12 protein-coding genes and 2 pseudogenes are annotated in these 14,718 nt (G+C 70.8%); 1 reads left to right on the top strand and 13 read right to left on the bottom strand.

The genetic code is table 11. The features are described 5' to 3' along the window. Positions 1–218: 218 nt before the first annotated feature. From OH768_RS06970 to OH768_RS06945, 6 genes and pseudogenes are all read right to left on the bottom strand, one after another. Positions 219–359, bottom strand: a pseudogene (locus OH768_RS06970) (DUF305 domain-containing protein); the annotation flags it as partial. 128 nt (positions 360–487) lie between these two features. Further along, positions 488–967: pseudogene (locus tag OH768_RS06965) on the bottom strand (DUF3105 domain-containing protein); the annotation flags it as partial. 724 nt (positions 968–1,691) lie between these two features. Then, positions 1,692–2,414: a cation transporter gene (locus tag OH768_RS06960; protein WP_406451111.1), complete on the bottom strand. Its 723-nt coding sequence runs from the start codon at positions 2,412–2,414 to the stop codon at positions 1,692–1,694. Continuing rightward, positions 2,414–2,749 carry a helix-turn-helix transcriptional regulator gene (locus OH768_RS06955; RefSeq protein ID WP_019069600.1) on the bottom strand — a complete coding sequence of 112 codons (336 nt, stop codon included), beginning with the start codon at positions 2,747–2,749 and terminating at the stop codon, positions 2,414–2,416. The genes OH768_RS06960 and OH768_RS06955 overlap by 1 nt, the downstream gene beginning before the upstream one ends. Positions 2,750–2,814: 65 nt before the next feature. After that, positions 2,815–3,846, bottom strand: coding sequence for a cation diffusion facilitator family transporter (locus OH768_RS06950; protein ID WP_406451108.1), 1,032 nt, complete (start codon positions 3,844–3,846; stop codon positions 2,815–2,817). Positions 3,847–3,888: 42 nt separating this feature from the next. Next, on the bottom strand, positions 3,889–4,608 hold the full coding sequence (locus OH768_RS06945; protein WP_406451106.1) for a TetR/AcrR family transcriptional regulator: 720 nt from the start codon (positions 4,606–4,608) through the stop codon (positions 3,889–3,891). 36 nt (positions 4,609–4,644) lie between these two features. Between OH768_RS06945 and OH768_RS06940 the strand changes: the two genes are divergently transcribed. After that, on the top strand, positions 4,645–5,442 hold the full coding sequence (locus tag OH768_RS06940; protein ID WP_406451104.1) for an alpha/beta fold hydrolase: 798 nt from the start codon (positions 4,645–4,647) through the stop codon (positions 5,440–5,442). Between the two features lie 109 nt (positions 5,443–5,551). Here OH768_RS06940 and OH768_RS06935 read toward each other — a convergent pair whose 3' ends face one another. The 7 genes from OH768_RS06935 to xylB form a co-directional block, all read right to left on the bottom strand. Beyond that, positions 5,552–7,075 carry an aldehyde dehydrogenase family protein gene (locus OH768_RS06935; RefSeq protein WP_406451102.1) on the bottom strand — a complete coding sequence of 508 codons (1,524 nt, stop codon included), beginning with the start codon at positions 7,073–7,075 and terminating at the stop codon, positions 5,552–5,554. A gap of 106 nt (positions 7,076–7,181) precedes the next feature. After that, the gene (locus tag OH768_RS06930) at positions 7,182–8,459 is read right to left on the bottom strand and encodes a GAF domain-containing protein (protein ID WP_406451100.1); all 1,278 of its coding nucleotides are present in this window, start codon (positions 8,457–8,459) and stop codon (positions 7,182–7,184) included. 206 nt (positions 8,460–8,665) lie between these two features. Continuing rightward, positions 8,666–9,265, bottom strand: coding sequence for an N-acetylmuramoyl-L-alanine amidase (locus OH768_RS06925; RefSeq protein WP_406451098.1), 600 nt, complete (start codon positions 9,263–9,265; stop codon positions 8,666–8,668). 19 nt (positions 9,266–9,284) lie between these two features. Beyond that, positions 9,285–10,298: an acetamidase/formamidase family protein gene (locus OH768_RS06920; protein WP_406451096.1), complete on the bottom strand. Its 1,014-nt coding sequence runs from the start codon at positions 10,296–10,298 to the stop codon at positions 9,285–9,287. Continuing rightward, on the bottom strand, positions 10,295–11,767 hold the full coding sequence (locus tag OH768_RS06915; protein ID WP_406451094.1) for an APC family permease: 1,473 nt from the start codon (positions 11,765–11,767) through the stop codon (positions 10,295–10,297). Before OH768_RS06915 ends, OH768_RS06920 begins: the two co-directional genes overlap by 4 nt. A gap of 185 nt (positions 11,768–11,952) precedes the next feature. After that, complete coding sequence (locus OH768_RS06910) at positions 11,953–13,185, bottom strand: ROK family protein (protein ID WP_406451092.1); 1,233 nt, start codon at positions 13,183–13,185, stop codon at positions 11,953–11,955. Positions 13,186–13,213: 28 nt separating this feature from the next. Further along, positions 13,214–14,659 carry a xylulokinase gene (xylB, locus tag OH768_RS06905; RefSeq protein ID WP_406451090.1) on the bottom strand — a complete coding sequence of 482 codons (1,446 nt, stop codon included), beginning with the start codon at positions 14,657–14,659 and terminating at the stop codon, positions 13,214–13,216. Positions 14,660–14,718 lie beyond the last annotated feature (59 nt).

The following is a 14,718-nucleotide window of genomic DNA, read 5'->3' as shown; positions in this document are numbered from 1 at the left end:
CCGGGCGAAGGTCCGTTCGGCCACCCACGGCATCGGTTGCGGCTCCTAAGGGTTGCTCCAAAGGCACCCGGCCCACCAATTCCCGCAGCCATCGTTGTCTCGAGCCGGACCGGCTGACGACTCCTAACCGAAGGAGGTTTCTGGACCTCCGGGAATGACGGTATGTCAGTTCTCGCTGATGCTTTCCGAAGGGGGTGCGAGCCGGTCGGGGCGAGGAGCAGGTTCCACAGGGACAGCCAGCCGAGCAGCATGCCGAGTTGGTTGGCCTGGGTCTGGGCGATGTCGTAGGCGAGGCCTCGCACTTCCTGGCTCTTCGTTCGGTCGCGGACGATGTACGCCATTTCGACGGCTTGTTGGTGCCGTTGTCCGTCATGGCCGGCAACGACAGGGCCAGGACGAAGGTGACCAGGCCGCGGCGCCAGTCATTGGCCAGCGGCTGAGAGCGGGCTTGCGGTCGGGTACGACGCCCTGGTCGTGTCGACCATGAGGCGGTCAGTCCGTTGGTGCAGGCGGCGCCCGGCTCCGGGGTCTGCGCACCCTGCACGTACTTGGTGAGGAACTCGTCGACCCGCGGGTCGGAGGCCGTGTTCACGCTGAGCCGGTGGCCCCAGGCCGAGAGCATGATCGGCCCGGACCGGGTCTTGTCCGGGTCGATCAGCGTGTACGGGGTCTTGGTGACCTCGTCGGCGAGGGTCTTGAGGTCGGTGGCGGTCGCCTTGTCGTTGTAGGTGACCCAGACCGCGCCGTGTTCGAGGGAGTGGACGGCGTTCTCGTTCGGGACGGCCTTGGTGTAGACGTTGCCGTTCCAGGTCATCCACACCGGGGCGTGGTTGCCACCGACGGGCGGATTCATCGGGTAGTCGACCTTGGTCTCGACATGGTTGCGGCCGAGATTCTTGGCGTCCCAGGTCTTCTCTCCGCGTATGAGCTTCTTCGCGGTGGCGGCCTTCTGGTCGCTCTTCTCGTTGGCGTTGGTGTCCGCCGGGACCGCCGTGACGGACATCTTGGTCATGGGGGGCGGCAGCGGGGGCGTCGGTGCCGTGGGCCAAGGCGCCCAGGCACATCACCAGCGCGGCGAACAGCACCACCAGGGCAGGGTAGAGCGCCTCGGTTCGCGTGGTCCGCCACGCGCCGTGGGCCCTCTGCTGCGTCCTGCCGGTCATCACCGTGCTGCTGAGCGGTGCCTGTGAGCACACCTCGGCCGGGCCCAGGATGTCAGTGGCCGTCAGGGGCTCGTGCCGGATCCGACCGGTCTCGTCGGGCAGGCGGGTGGTGACCGGGGTGGTGCCGCTGCCGTAGGGCTCGGCGGCGAGGAACTCCTTGGCGGTGATGGGGAGTTGCTTGAGGTCGCCGAGGCCGAGGGCGGTGTTGCTGGTGACCGGTTCGTGCAGGGTGAGGCCGGGGGCCTTCTTCATCGCGGCCACGGCCTCGCCCAGCGGAGCGGGGTCCGGGCGGGAGGGCCAGGTGATGGCCGGGCCCGCACGGCCGTCGGCCCATTCCTCGCCCGCCGAGGCGGTCAGGGTGAGGTGGCTGGTGCCCGTGCGCCAGGTGCCATCATGATCCGTACGAGGAGGTGGTCGGGGAGGACCCGAGTGCTGCCGGTCACCGCGCCTCAACTCTGCGGCTGCGACGCCCACTTCGGCGTACGAGCCCTCGACCGCGCCGGGCCCTGGTCGGCCGCCGGGTCCTGCTCACGCACAGCACCCGCAGCCCGGCCGGCAGCCGCACGGGTCCGCCGCGGACTCAACGGGCAGTACGGCGGCGGTGGTTGGAGCGCAGCACCCCTTGCCCTGCCAGGCGTCCCGGCCTTCCTTGACCGCGACGGCCGCGATCACCAGGGCGGCGGCCGGGTCGGCCCAGGACCAGCCGAGGACGGCGTTGGCGACCAGGCCGGTCAGCAGCACCGCCGACAGGTAGGTGCACAACAAGGTCTGCTTGGAGTCGGCGACCGCCGAGGCCGAACCCAGTTCGCGCCCTGCCCGGCGCTGGGCCGCGGACAGGAACGGCATCACCGCGAGCGACACGGCGGCCAGGGCGATACCGACGTACGAACGGTTCGCCCCGCCGACCCCTGCAAAGGCACGCACCGACTCCACAGCCACGTAGACCGCCAGGGCGAAGAACGAGAGGGCGATGATCCGCAGCGCCCGCGCCTCCCGGGCCTCGCGCACCGCATGGTCGGCCGCGGAGAACTGCCAGGCGACCGCCGCCGCCGAGGACACCTCCCCCACGGAGTCGAGGCCGAAGCCGATGAGCGCGCTGGACGACGCGGCGGTCCCGGCGGCCAGGGCGACGACCGCCTCGACGACGTTGTAGGTGATGGTCGCGCCCACCAACAGTCGTATGCGGCGGGCCAGTTCGTCGCGACGGACCGGGGATGGGCCCGCAGTGACCAGGGGCGTCCCGGCGCTCATCAGCAGCAGCCCTTCGCGTCGGCGTCCGGGCAGGTGCGGTCGCTCTCCACCGCCAGCACCGCCGTGCGCAGGTCCTGCAGTGCGTGACCGAGGCGGGGATCGGCGAGCTCGTAGCGGGTACGGCGGCCGACCGGCACGGCGACGACGAGACCGCAGTCGCGCAGACACGCCAGGTGGTTGGAGAGCCGGGTCCGCGAAATGCCCAACTCCTCCGCCAGATCGGAGGGGTGGGCCGGGGCCTCGCGCAGCGCGAGCAGCAGACGGCAGCGGATCGGGTCGGCGAGGGCACGGCCGAAACGGGCCAGCACCTCGACCTCGGAGGCGAGAGTCAGCACACGGTGACGGTACGGGAAAACCTGAATTCAGCAATTCCTGTACTGGCGGGTGGGTCGTCGGCGGCTCAGTGGTCGTGGGGGCCGGGGCGGTGGACGGGACCGTGGGCGTCGTCGCAGTGCGCGTCACGGTCGTCGGCGGTGGCGCTGGTGATCTGGAGAAGGTCGGGAGCGTCCTCGCCCAGGTGGTCGACCTGCAGCGTGGCATGGCCGATGCCGTACTCCTCCAGGAGCATCTTCTGCAGGCCGCGGCGTACGGCGTGGCAGTCGCCGCCCGGCTCGACCAGGACGTGGGCGGACAGGGCGCTCTGGCCGGAGGTGATCGTCCAGACGTGCAGATCGTGCACCTCGACCACGGTGTCCTGCGCGGCCAGGCGGTCGCCGAGTACGTCGGGGTCGATCCCGGCGGGCGCGGCCTCGAGGAAGATCCGTCCGGAGTCGCGGACCAGGCCGTAGCCGGCCTTGAGCATCAGGACGACCACGAGCAGGGAGGCGATCGCGTCCGCGCGGGCGAAGCCGGTGGTGAGTACGACGGCTCCGGCGACGGCGGTGGCGATGAAGCCGAACAGGTCGGTGAGGATGTGCTGGTAGGTGCCCTCGACGTTCAGCGAGGTGCGGTTGGCCCTGGAGATGCACCAGGTGGCCACCAGGTTGACCGCCACTCCGACCAGCGCGGTGACGAGGACCGGGCCGCCGGTGACGTCCGGCGGGGAGACGAGGCGACGTACCGCCTCGTAGGCCAGCCAGATCGAAAGCAGTAGCAGGGTCAGGCCGTTGGCCTGCGCGGACAGGATCTCCACGCGCTTGAGGCCGTAGGTGAAGTGCCCCTTCGCGGGGCGGGCCGCCAGTCGCATCGCGATCAGTGCCAGCACGATGGAGGCGACGTCGGTGAGCATGTGCGCGGCGTCCGAGATCAGCGCCAGCGAGTTGGCCGCGACCCCCACCACGACCTCGGCGAGCATGAACACGCTGATCAGCACCAGGGCGATCGTCAGCCAGCGCCGGTCGGCGTCCGCGGACACGCCATGGGAGTGGCCGGAGTGGCCGCCGCCGCTGTCGTGGTCGTGGCCGCCGTGCTCGTGGTCGTGATGGTCGGACACGGGAGCTCCCAGGGTCGCTGTCTTGCGTCGGCGGAGGGCAAGTCAACCGCGCCGCGGAGGGTTTCTCCAAAGGCTGCAATGAGCACCGTTACCACTGTCACCTGCGGCGATGCCGGAACCGCCGCAGCGGCAGCCGGCGTACCCCGCCGCCGGCGGCGCCAGTTGCCGGCAGATCAGCTGGTGGGCGAGTTGCGCTGTCTTGACCAGATTCTCGCGCGACGTGTCGGCGTTGGACCGCACTGACAATCCGTGCCAGAGGGATTGGACGAGCCCGGTGAGGGCCGCTGCGTCGGTGTCGGCGGCCAGTTCCCCGTCCTGGACGGCCCGTTCGACGCGTACGAGGAGGGCCTGCTCGTTCGAACTGTGCAGTTCGGCGATGTAGGCGCCGGCGTCGAGCGCGTTCGTGCTGTCGGTCATGGCGGCGCTGCTGATCAGGCACCCGGGATGTGTGTCGCCGGGCTGGGTGAACTCGTGGACCGAGTCGATGAGGACGCGTTCGAAGACGGTCTGGATGTCCTTCTCGGCGACAGCCTGTCGGTAGATCTCGCGATAGCGCTCGGCATAGGTCCGCACCGCTTCCTCGAACAGTCCGGCCTTGCTGCCGAAGGCGGCGTAGAGGCTGGAGGTGGAGAGTCCGAGGGCCGCGGTCAGGGCGCGGGTCGAGGTGCCGGAGTAGCCGCGCCGCCAGAAGAGGCGGGCGGCGTCCAGAACCGCGCGGTCGCGGTCGAAGGCCCGTGGTCGTCCACGGCTGCGTTCGGTCACGCTTGCATTGTAGATCGTTCGCTCCATAATTGAATTGTGGAGCGAACGATTCAGAAGAGGCTGTCGGTCGGCGGGGGCAGTTGGGTCACGGTCGATGTGTACGGCGAGCCGGACGCCCCGGGCCTCGCCGTCGTCCCGGGCGTGATGACCGACGCGCATGCGTGGCGCCGCGTTGCGGGCACCATCGACGCCTGGCCCTCGGTGGTGGTCGTGAATCGCCGGGGCCGCGCTCCCTCGGGGCCGTTGGCCACGTCGTACTCGCTGCGGACGGAGGTCGAGGACCTCGGCGTGGTCCTCGACGAGTTCGCCGGCACGAAGGCGCTCTTCGGCTGGAGTTACGGCGGCCTCATCGCCTTGCTCGCCGCCAACGACCGCCTGATTCCCCAGGTGATCGCCTACGAGCCGGTGATGCGGCCGTTCGGACGCGATGTGCTGCCGGACCTGAAGAGTGCGGAGGAGAAAGCGGACTGGGACCGCTGCGTCGAGATCGTCAACCGGCAGATCTCCGGATTCTCCGCTGCGCATGTCGAGGAGCTTCGGGCCGATCGTGACGGTTGGGCGGTCCTGTGTCGCCTGAGCGGACCGCTGTACGCCGAACTCGGCGCGCTCAACGCGGCGCCGCCTCCCGATGCGATGGCGCGACTGGCAGCCCAAGTCGACCTGATCATCGGCCGGTTCAATCGCGGAACGGCCCCCTACGGAACGTCCTTCGACACCGTACGACAGCACGTCGCGCACGCCCGAGTCCACGAACTCCCCGGCCAGGGCCACCTGGCCCACATCCAGGCGCCTGCAGAGCTCGGCCGGCTGCTCAACAACCTCGCCGCCCTCTGATGCCATGGCGACCCATGCCAACGCACCAGCGCGGCTTGCGTGGTTGCAGCGAAGGGTGCCTGACGGGAGTTCTCCCAGTTCAGGCACCCTTTCGTTTGAGCCTGTGGGTCTAGAAGAAGCCGAGCTTCTTCGGCGAGTACGAGACGAGGAGGTTCTTGGTCTGCTGGTAGTGCTCCAGCATCATCTTGTGGTTCTCACGGCCGATACCGGACTGCTTGTAGCCGCCGAACGCCGCGTGCGCGGGGTACGCGTGGTAGCAGTTGGTCCACACCCGGCCCGCCTGGATCGCCCGGCCCGCGCGGTACGCCGTGTTGATGTCCCGGGTCCACACACCGGCGCCGAGACCGTACAGCGTGTCGTTGGCGACCTTGATCGCGTCGTCGAAGTCGTCGAACGACGTCACCGAGACCACCGGTCCGAAGATCTCCTCCTGGAAGATGCGCATCCGGTTGTCGCCCTCGAAGATCGTCGGCTGGACGTAGTAGCCGCCCTTCAACTCGCCGTCGTAGTCGAGGCGTTCGCCGCCCGTGAGGATCTTCGCGCCCTCCTGCCTGCCGATGTCCAGGTAGGAGAGGATCTTCTCCAGCTGGTCGTTGGAGGCCTGGGCGCCGATCATCGTGTCGGTGTCGAGCGGGTGCCCCGGCTTGATCAACTCCGTGCGGGCGACGGCCGCCTGGAGGAAGTCGGAGTAGTGGCCGCGCTGGACGAGTGCCCGGGACGGGCAGGTACACACCTCGCCCTGGTTGAGCGCGAACATCGTGAAGCCTTCGAGCGCCTTGTCGAGGAAGTCGTCGTTCGCGGACGACACGTCGTCGAAGAAGATGTTCGGCGACTTGCCGCCGAGCTCCAGCGTGACCGGCTTGATGTTCTCCGAGGCGTACTGCATGATCAACCGCCCCGTGGTGGTCTCGCCGGTGAAGGCGACCTTCGCCACGCGGGGGCTGGACGCGAGCGGCTTGCCCGCCTCGACGCCGAAGCCGTTGACGATGTTCACCACGCCCGGCGGCAACAGGTCCGCGATCAGGCTCATCCAGTAGTGGATGGACGCCGGGGTCTGCTCGGCGGGCTTGATGACGACCGCGTTGCCCGCCGCGAGCGCCGGGGCCAGCTTCCAAGTCGCCATCAGGATGGGGAAGTTCCACGGGATGATCTGCGCCACGACCCCGAGCGGCTCGTGGAAGTGGTACGCCACCGTGTCGTCGTCGACCTCGCCCAGCGAACCCTCCTGCGCCCGGATCGCCCCCGCGAAGTAGCGGAAGTGGTCGATGGCAAGCGGGATGTCGGCGGCGAGGGTCTCGCGGACCGGCTTGCCGTTCTCCCAGCTCTCCGCGACCGCGAGGGGCTCCAGGTGCGCCTCCATCCGGTCGGCGATCTTGAGCAGGATGTCGGACCGCTCGGTCACCGAGGTGCGCCCCCAGCCCGGCGCGGCGGCGTGCGCCGCGTCCAGCGCCCGCTCCACGTCCTCCGCGGTGCCGCGCGCGATCTCCGTGAACGGCTGCCCGTTCACCGGGGACGGGTTCTCGAAGTACTGCCCGCGAGCCGGCGGCACGTACTCGCCGCCGATGAAGTGGTCGTAGCGCGCCTGGTAGGAGACGATCGCGCCCTCGGTGCCGGGTGCCGTGTAACGGGTCATGCTGGTGTGCCTCCCGGAGCAGCGCTGCCCGCCGTTGGGCAGCTCTCGGCGCGAGGCTAGGGAGCGGGACGTTGCATGTACGTTGCGGTGCCTCCCGTGAGGTACGTCAGCGGCCGGTCCCGCGCGACCAAGTGCCCGGTGCCGCCAACTCCGACTCCAGGGCCGCGAGCCGGGAGCGCACCGGTGCCGTCGGGCGTATCGCCGCGAGCGCCCGCCACACGTCGAGGTCGTCCTCGCCCCACGGCGCGTGCGCCCAGTCGGCCAGCAGGTCGGGGTCGCGGCGGGCGATCAACGCCGTACGGATGCCGTCCGCCAGGCGGGCCCTGAGCCGAACGACCGCCGGAGCCTGCGAACCCGGCAGCAGCGGACCCGTGTACGCCGTCGCGGCTCCCGTCACCGCACCTCCTTCCAGTCGCCGTTCGACGATCGCCACATCGGACTCGACCGGCAGCGTGAGCCGGTAGGGACGCGAGGCGAGCAGACCGGGACCCAACAGCCTGCGCAGCCGGGCCAGTTCGGCCCGCAGTGTCACCGGTGGCACCGACTCGTCCTCGTACAGCGCGCACAGCAGCTCGTCGCCGGTCAGCCCCTCGGGATGCCGGGCCAGCAGCACCAGGATCTCGCTGTGCCGACGGCTCAGCCTCATCTTGCGTCCGTCGACGCACAGTTGGGCCTCGTCCCGGCCGAGTGCGGTCAGCTCGGGCCCGTCGACCGACGCCTGTTCCGGGGCGAGCAGCGCCAACTGGGACTCGGCGGCGCGCGCCACCGCCTGCACGAAACCCAGACTGTGCGGATGCGCCAGCCCGTCCCCGCCGGTGATGTCCACGGCACCGAGCACCCGCCCGGTGCGCGGATCGTGCACCGGAGCCGCCGCACACGTCCACGGCTGCACCCGCCGGATGAAGTGCTCGGCCGCGAACACCTGCACCGGCCGGTCCACGGCGACGGCCGTACCCGGCGCGTTCGTCCCGACCGCGCTCTCCGCCCAGCGCGCACCCGGCACGAAGTTCATCCGGTCGGCCTTCCGCCGGGTCGCCGGATGTCCCTCGACCCACAACAGTCTGCCCTGCGCGTCGCACACGGCGAGCAGATGCTCGCCGTCGGCGGCGAACGTGCCCATCAGCTCCCGGATCAGCGGCATCACCCGCGCCAGCGGATGCTGCGCGCGATAGACGCCGAGGTCGCCGTCCGTGAGCTCCACGTTCGCCGTGCCCTCGGGACCGACACCGGCGCGTGCCGAACGCCGCCAGGAGTCCGCCACCACCGAGCGCACCGGCTGCGGCACCGTGCCCGCCACGGCGAACGTCTCGTGCGCCCGGCGCAGCACCCGCACCCGCTCGGCAGGGTCGGCCCCCGGTTCCAGGGCCACCCATGGATCGGTCAACTCGGCCTCCCAGGAAGGCGATACGGCGTCGCGAGTACCGCGATACAGCGGTGACACGCCCGCGATACGGCGGGGAAACGCCTGCGGACATCGTCACTCCGGGGAAGGGTACGGACAACCGTTTCGACCGGGACGGTCCGAACGCGGCACATCCCGGTCGGATCAGGCGTGGAGCAGGCGCGGATCGGACTCCGGCCCGGCTCGGATCAGGCCGAAGTGACCAGCCTTATGTAGCGAGTCCAGTCCCAGTTCGGTCCCGGATCGGTGTGGTCGGTGCCCGGCACCTCGTAGTGTCCGATGATGTGGGACCGGTCCTTGGGGAGCCCGTACTTCGCGCAGGTCGCCGCCGTGAGCCTGGCCGACTGCTCGTAGAGCGCGTCGGTGAAGTACGCGGGCTGATCCACCCAGCCCTCGTGCTCGATTCCGATGCTGCGGGTGTTGTAGTCCCAGTTCCCCGCGTGCCAGGCGATGTTGGCCTCTCGGACGCACTGCGCCACATGCCCGTCGGCCGATCGCACGAGGTAGTGCGCGGACACCTTCTTCTTCGGATTCTGGAAGATGGAAAGCGTCGAGGAGTACGTCTCCTGGGTGACGTGGATGACCACGTAGTCCACGGGATAGGTGCTGGGGCGGTCGGACGCCGTGTAGTTGGAGGAGGTCGCCGGCTGCCACTCGGCCGACGGATAGTCGACGGCCTGCGGTTGTGCGTCGGCCTGTGGGGCGGGGAGTAACGCGTAGGGGACGGCGGCGAGGGCGGCGCCCTTCAGGAGCCATCGCCTGCTCGGGAGCGGTGTTGCCCGTTCCATGGTCGGGTTGCCTTTCGGTTCAGTGCCGGAGGGCCGAAGCGGTCTCACGCAACCGCGCGTGCAGCCCTCGGTGAGTCTCGCGCGCGGGCAGCCACTCTTTGCGGATCTTGGCCACGCAGGTGTAGTTGGTGTCGCACACGTTGGCCAACGGCGATTCGACCGCCTGGGTCGCGAATTGGTAGGCGTCCAGTTCACTGAACCCGTAGTCCCGCACCAGCCAGCGCACCAGGTCGAGCTGGGAGATCCGGAACGCGTCCTCCAACGGGCGTGCCGAACCCGTCGAGATGATGTGCGTGTCCGACTCGATGCGCGGCCAGGGAGTCGAGACGCCCTTGAGCAGTTCCACGATCACCACGGTGTTCATCGCGCACTCGACCGCGACACCGCAGGTCTCGCCCTCGCCCTGCCGGGCGTGCCCGTCGCCGAGGCTGAGGAGCGCGCCCTCGACGTTGACCCCGAGATAGCAGGTGACTCCGGCCCGCATCTCGGGTGTGTCCATGTTCCCGCCGTGCGCGTCGGGCACCAGCGCCGACCGCACCTCCAGGTTGGCCGGGGCCACGCCCACCGTGCCGTGCATCGGGTCCAGAGGCAGCTCGACCTCGATGTCGTTGTCCCGCGCGCGGAACAACGCCGTACGGCGGGTGCGGTCCAACTGCCAGATCCAGACGGTCTCCGGAAGCGGCGGCTGCAGTGTCGCCGTGGTGTGCGTCGACGTGAGCGCGCCGAAAAGGGGGACCGTGGTCGAGGCGGCCCAGTCGCGGGCCGGTTCGATCGACACGAAGTGCACGGCGACCGTGTCGCCCGGCTCCGCGCCCTCCACATGGAAGGGGCCGGTCTGCGGGTTGAGGAACGGGAACTCGCACACTTCGGACACCAGGTCCTTCTCGGACCGCACCCGCCCGGCGAAGCAGTCCTCCGTGTAAAGGTCGAGAACCGTACCGGGCGCGATGCGAGCCACGGGCGGCGCGCCGCCGAACGTCCAGGCGTACTCGCCCGGTTCGGGCCGCACCGTCAGGATCCGGGGGTCGTTCATGGCTGTACTGCTCCGTTCTGAGAGAGACCGCTGGAGGCGAGTTCGTCGAGATGGACACGGGCGGTCTCGGCTATTCGCTCGGGGTGGCGCCGTAGCAGAACCAGCAGCACTACGACTCCTGCCGCCATCCAGACGCCGACGACCGGTCCGGCGTACGAGACGGGAGCGGTCAGCTCGGTGACGAAGTCGAAGACCGGGAGACCCGCCGCGGTGAGCAGGGCCGGGACGAATGCCACGATCCCCAGGAGGGGCACCAGCAGGTGCCGTACCGGCTTGAGCAACTCGCGTCTGCGGCGCAGGAAGTAGCCCGCACAGGCCAGGTTCACGACGATGTAGACGCCGATGACGACTGTGACGATCACGGTGGCCAGCAGGAGGAACGCCGTCACCGGGTCGTAGCCGAAACCGAGGCCCAGTACGGCGCCCACCGCGACGACGGTCTGCACGGCGATGCCGGCGACGGGGGAGCGGTGGCGGGGATGCAGGGTGGCCAGGACGCGGGGGAGCACCCGGATGCGGGCCAGGGCGAAGGCGGTGCGGGTCGAGACGGTGGCGCACGCGTTGGCGTTGGCGATCGTCGAGTTGACCACGGCCAGGAACACCAGCACCCAGAACAGGCCGAACGACGCGCGTGCCACCCCCTCCCAGGACGCCGCGCCGGAGGCACCGAATCCGGCGAAGCGGTCCGGGCCGAAGTACACCGCCATGGCGTAGGTCGTCAGCACGTAGAACAGGCCGATACCTAGGGCCGCGCGGTGCATCGTCCGGCGCGGATCCCGGGTCTCCTCCGCGAGCGGTGCCGCGGCCTCGAATCCGGCGAACGCGAGCACCGTGTAGACCGAGCCGGCGAAGACTCCGCCGAGGCCCGAGTAATCCTTCCCGGTGTGCGAAGTGCCGAAGACGGACAGGGTGTTGGCGCTGCCGGCCTTGCCGATCAGCCAGATGGCGAAGACCAGGAAGACAAGGATCTCGAAGACCCCGAGGACCGTACCGAAACGGGCGGAGGCGCGCACTCCGAACCAGCCCGCCGCCGCGATGATCGCGGCGCCCGCGAGCGCCCACGGCCACCACAGGCTCTCCGGATATGAGGACCATTCCTGGTGGAGGGTGCCCGCCGTGGTGAAGCCGAGTTGGAGGAGCAGCAGCGGTGGGACCAGTGCCTCCACGAAGACGTAGCCCCAGCCGACCAGGAAGCCGACGGCCGGATGCAGTCCCTGCGCCGCGTACGTGGCCACCGAACCGGCGGCGGGCAACTCCCGGGCCAGCTCCGCCACGCAGGACGCGGTGAACAGGCAGGCCACCAGCGCGATCAGTACCGACAGCGGCAGACTGCCGCCCGCGAAGGCCGCGCCCGACGGGATCGACGCGGCGACCGCGGCGGCCGGCGCCATCGCCGTGACGCTCTGGAAGAGAACCTCGCGCAGGCCGACGGCATCCCGCCGCAGCCCCTGAACTGTCTCCGCCGACACGTGAATCCCCCCTCGTCCACCTGTCCATCCATGCACGCCCGCCGTCGTCACGTCACGACGGCTGCGCCTCGCGTGAATCACGGTACGGCGCTTGCGGGTTGGGCAGTAGGGCGTGGCGTGCTTCCGTGGACGACGACGGATCTGTGGAAAACCCGGCCACCCTGACGAGTGAAGTCGGTTGTGTTTCAGGCCTGTTCGGCCACGATGTCCACAGCCCGTTCGGCCACCGCCGCCGGGTCGTCGAGCACGGCCCGCACGACCGAGTGCGCGGCCCCCAGCAGTGGACCCTCGGGGCCCAGCCGCGACACCGACACCGGACAGGGCGGCCCCGCTGTGCGCCGCGCCAACTCGGCCTCCAGCGACGGGAGCAGCCAGGGCGCGAGCCCGGACAGCGCGCCGCCCAGCACCACCAGCTGCGGATCGAGCAGGTTGACCGCGCCGGTGAGCGCGATGCCGAGCGCCGTACCGGCATCGTGCAGGGCACGTCGTACCGCCTCGTCGCCGTCGGCGGCGCGGGTGGCCAGCAGACCGACCCGGTCCGCTCCGGGCTCAAGGCCGGCGGCGCGCAGCACCGCCTCCTCGCCCGCGTACTGTTCGAGGCACCCGCGCCCGCCGCACGCGCACTCCGGCCCGTCCGGACGCACCGGCACATGCCCCAACTCGCCCGCGAATCCCCGAGTTCCGCGCAACAGCCCGCCGTCCACCACGACCGCCGCGCCGATACCGATCTCGGCCGACACATGCAGGAAGTCACGCGGAGTGGTATCGCCCAGCCAGAGTTCGGCGAGCCCGCCGAAGTTGGCCTCGTTGTCCACGGTGGGCGGGAGTTCGGCGGGCAGCAGGGGGCCGAGATCCGTGTCGTGCCAGTCGAGGTTCGGGGCGCGGACGACCGTACGGCCGTCGCGGGCCACCAGACCGGGCACGGCGACCGCGAGCCCGGCCGGCCACAGGCCCTGCGCGTCCGCCTCGGCGACGACCTGCCGTACCAGCGCGGTGAGTTCGGCGAGCACCGGCTCGGGGGAACGGCCGCGGTTCACTCCGTGCCGTACGGCACGGGCGCGTATCTCGCCGCGCAGATCGACCGCGCAGACCGCGAGATGGTCGACCCCGATCTCCGCGCCGATCCCGGCCGGACCGCGCCCGCTGACGGCGAGCGCGGATCCGGGGCGGCCCACCCGGCCGGGCCGCTCGGGGCCCAGTTCTTCGAGGAGTCCCGACCGGATCAGCTCGTCCACCAGCGTCGACACCGCCGCACGGGTCAGCCCGATGCGCGAGGCGACGGCCGCACGCGAGAGCGGACCCTCGGCGCTCACCGTGTGCATCACCCGGGCGAGGTTGCGGCGGCGCATGCCCTGCTGGGTGTCGGGCAGGGCACGTCCGGGCCCGGCGGGGTGCGCCTCGTGCAGCGGTGCGGTCATGCCTCCCTCAGTCCTCGGTCGGTGTGCGTCAACGGCCGCTCGGGTCGCGTTCGAGCAGCGGAGCCGCGTCGGAGAGTACCCCGGAGATCCTGGCGAACGTCGCCTCGTCCCGCTCCACGGCGTCCAGCACCGGCCCGGCGGCCGTGTTCCAGCGGCGGGCCACCGCGGCCGGGTCCTCGCCGGTCAGCAGGCCCGCGGCCTGCGCGGCGGCGCCGAGTGCGACCAGTTCCTTCGCCTCGGGCACCTGGACGGGACGCCCCGACAGCCGCCGTACCGTCTCCTGCCAGGCCGTGCCCCGCGCGCCCCCGCCGATCAGCAGCAGCGGCGTGGTGCGGTCCGCGTCCTCGTCGAGGACCAGGTCGAGCGCGCCCAGCAGCGCGTGTACGGCACCGTCGTAGGCGGCCTGGAGGAGCTGGCCGCTGGTGGTGTCGTGGCGCAGACCGTGCAGGAGGCCCGAGGCGTTGGGGAGGTTCGGGGTGCGCTCGCCGTCCAGGTAGGGGAGCAGCGTGACCGACGTGCCGGGTTCCACGGCCTCCCGGTCCAGGCCGAGCAGGGTCGCGATCCGGTCGACGGCGAGGGTGCAGTTCAGGGTGCAGGCCAGGGGCAGCCAGTCGCCGTGCGCGTCGGCGAAGCCCGCGACCGTGCCGGACGGGTCGGCGGGGCGGTGCTTCGACACGGCGTACACCGTGCCCGATGTGCCGAGGCTGAGCACGGGCGCGCCGGGGCGCAGGCCGAGGCCCAGTGCGGCGGCTGCGTTGTCGCCGGTTCCGGGGGCGACGAGAGTGCCCTTGGAGAACGGCAGGTCGTGGCAGTCCCGCACCGTGCCCGCCACCTCGCCCGGCCGTACGACCCGGGGCAGCAGCGCCGGGTCGAGCCCGACATGCCGGAGGATCTCCTCGTCGTACGACTCGGTCCCCGAGGCCCACCAGCCGGTGCCGGAGGCGTCGCCCCGGTCGGTGGTGCCCTGGCCCGTGAGCCGTTCGGTGAGGTAGTCGTGGGGGAGACGTACGGCCGCCGCGGCTCGCACGGCCTCCGGCTCGTGCTCGGCGAGCCAGGCCCACTTCGTGACCGTGAACGAGGCGCCCGGCACGCTGCCGGTGCGCTCCGCCCAGGCCTTCGGACCGCCCAGTTCCTCGATCAGACGGGTGGCCTGCGGCGCCGAACGGACGTCGTTCCACAGCAGCGCGGGGCGCACGGGCTCGCCCTGGGCGTCCAGGGTGACCAGGCCGTGCTGCTGGCCGCCGATCGACACGGCCGCCGCTTCGTGGGCCGCGTCCCCGCACTGGCGCAGGGCCTCGCACAGGGCGTCCCACCACTGCCGGGGGTCGCTCTCCCGGCCCGCCCCCGAGGAGACGGTGTGCGGCGCCTGGCCACTCGCGACGATCTGGCCGGTGGACACGTCGACGACCAGTGCCTTGGTGGACTGGGTGGACGAATCCACACCGACGACGAGCGGACCCTCGGCTGCTGACATCGGGTTTCTCCCTTGTGTGCGGCATGCGTCTCCGCCCGGAGACACATTGTCCCTTCCCA

The organism is Streptomyces sp. NBC_01622, assembly GCF_045209635.1.
In the GTDB taxonomy this organism is placed as follows: domain Bacteria; phylum Actinomycetota; class Actinomycetes; order Streptomycetales; family Streptomycetaceae; genus Streptomyces.
This window is presented reverse-complemented; position numbering and strand designations above follow the sequence as displayed.

What these genes read in the sequence shown, in the direction of transcription:
- OH768_RS06910 (WP_406451092.1), bottom strand. Translation starts at nt 13,185, where the DNA reads ATGACCGCACCGCTGCACGAGGCGCACCCCGCCGGGCCCGGACGTGCC.
- OH768_RS06935 (WP_406451102.1), bottom strand. Translation starts at nt 7,075, where the DNA reads ATGACCCGTTACACGGCACCCGGCACCGAGGGCGCGATCGTCTCCTAC.
- xylB (WP_406451090.1), bottom strand. Translation starts at nt 14,659, where the DNA reads ATGTCAGCAGCCGAGGGTCCGCTCGTCGTCGGTGTGGATTCGTCCACC.
- OH768_RS06920 (WP_406451096.1), bottom strand. Translation starts at nt 10,298, where the DNA reads ATGAACGACCCCCGGATCCTGACGGTGCGGCCCGAACCGGGCGAGTAC.
- OH768_RS06925 (WP_406451098.1), bottom strand. Translation starts at nt 9,265, where the DNA reads ATGGAACGGGCAACACCGCTCCCGAGCAGGCGATGGCTCCTGAAGGGC.
- OH768_RS06960 (WP_406451111.1), bottom strand. Translation starts at nt 2,414, where the DNA reads ATGAGCGCCGGGACGCCCCTGGTCACTGCGGGCCCATCCCCGGTCCGT.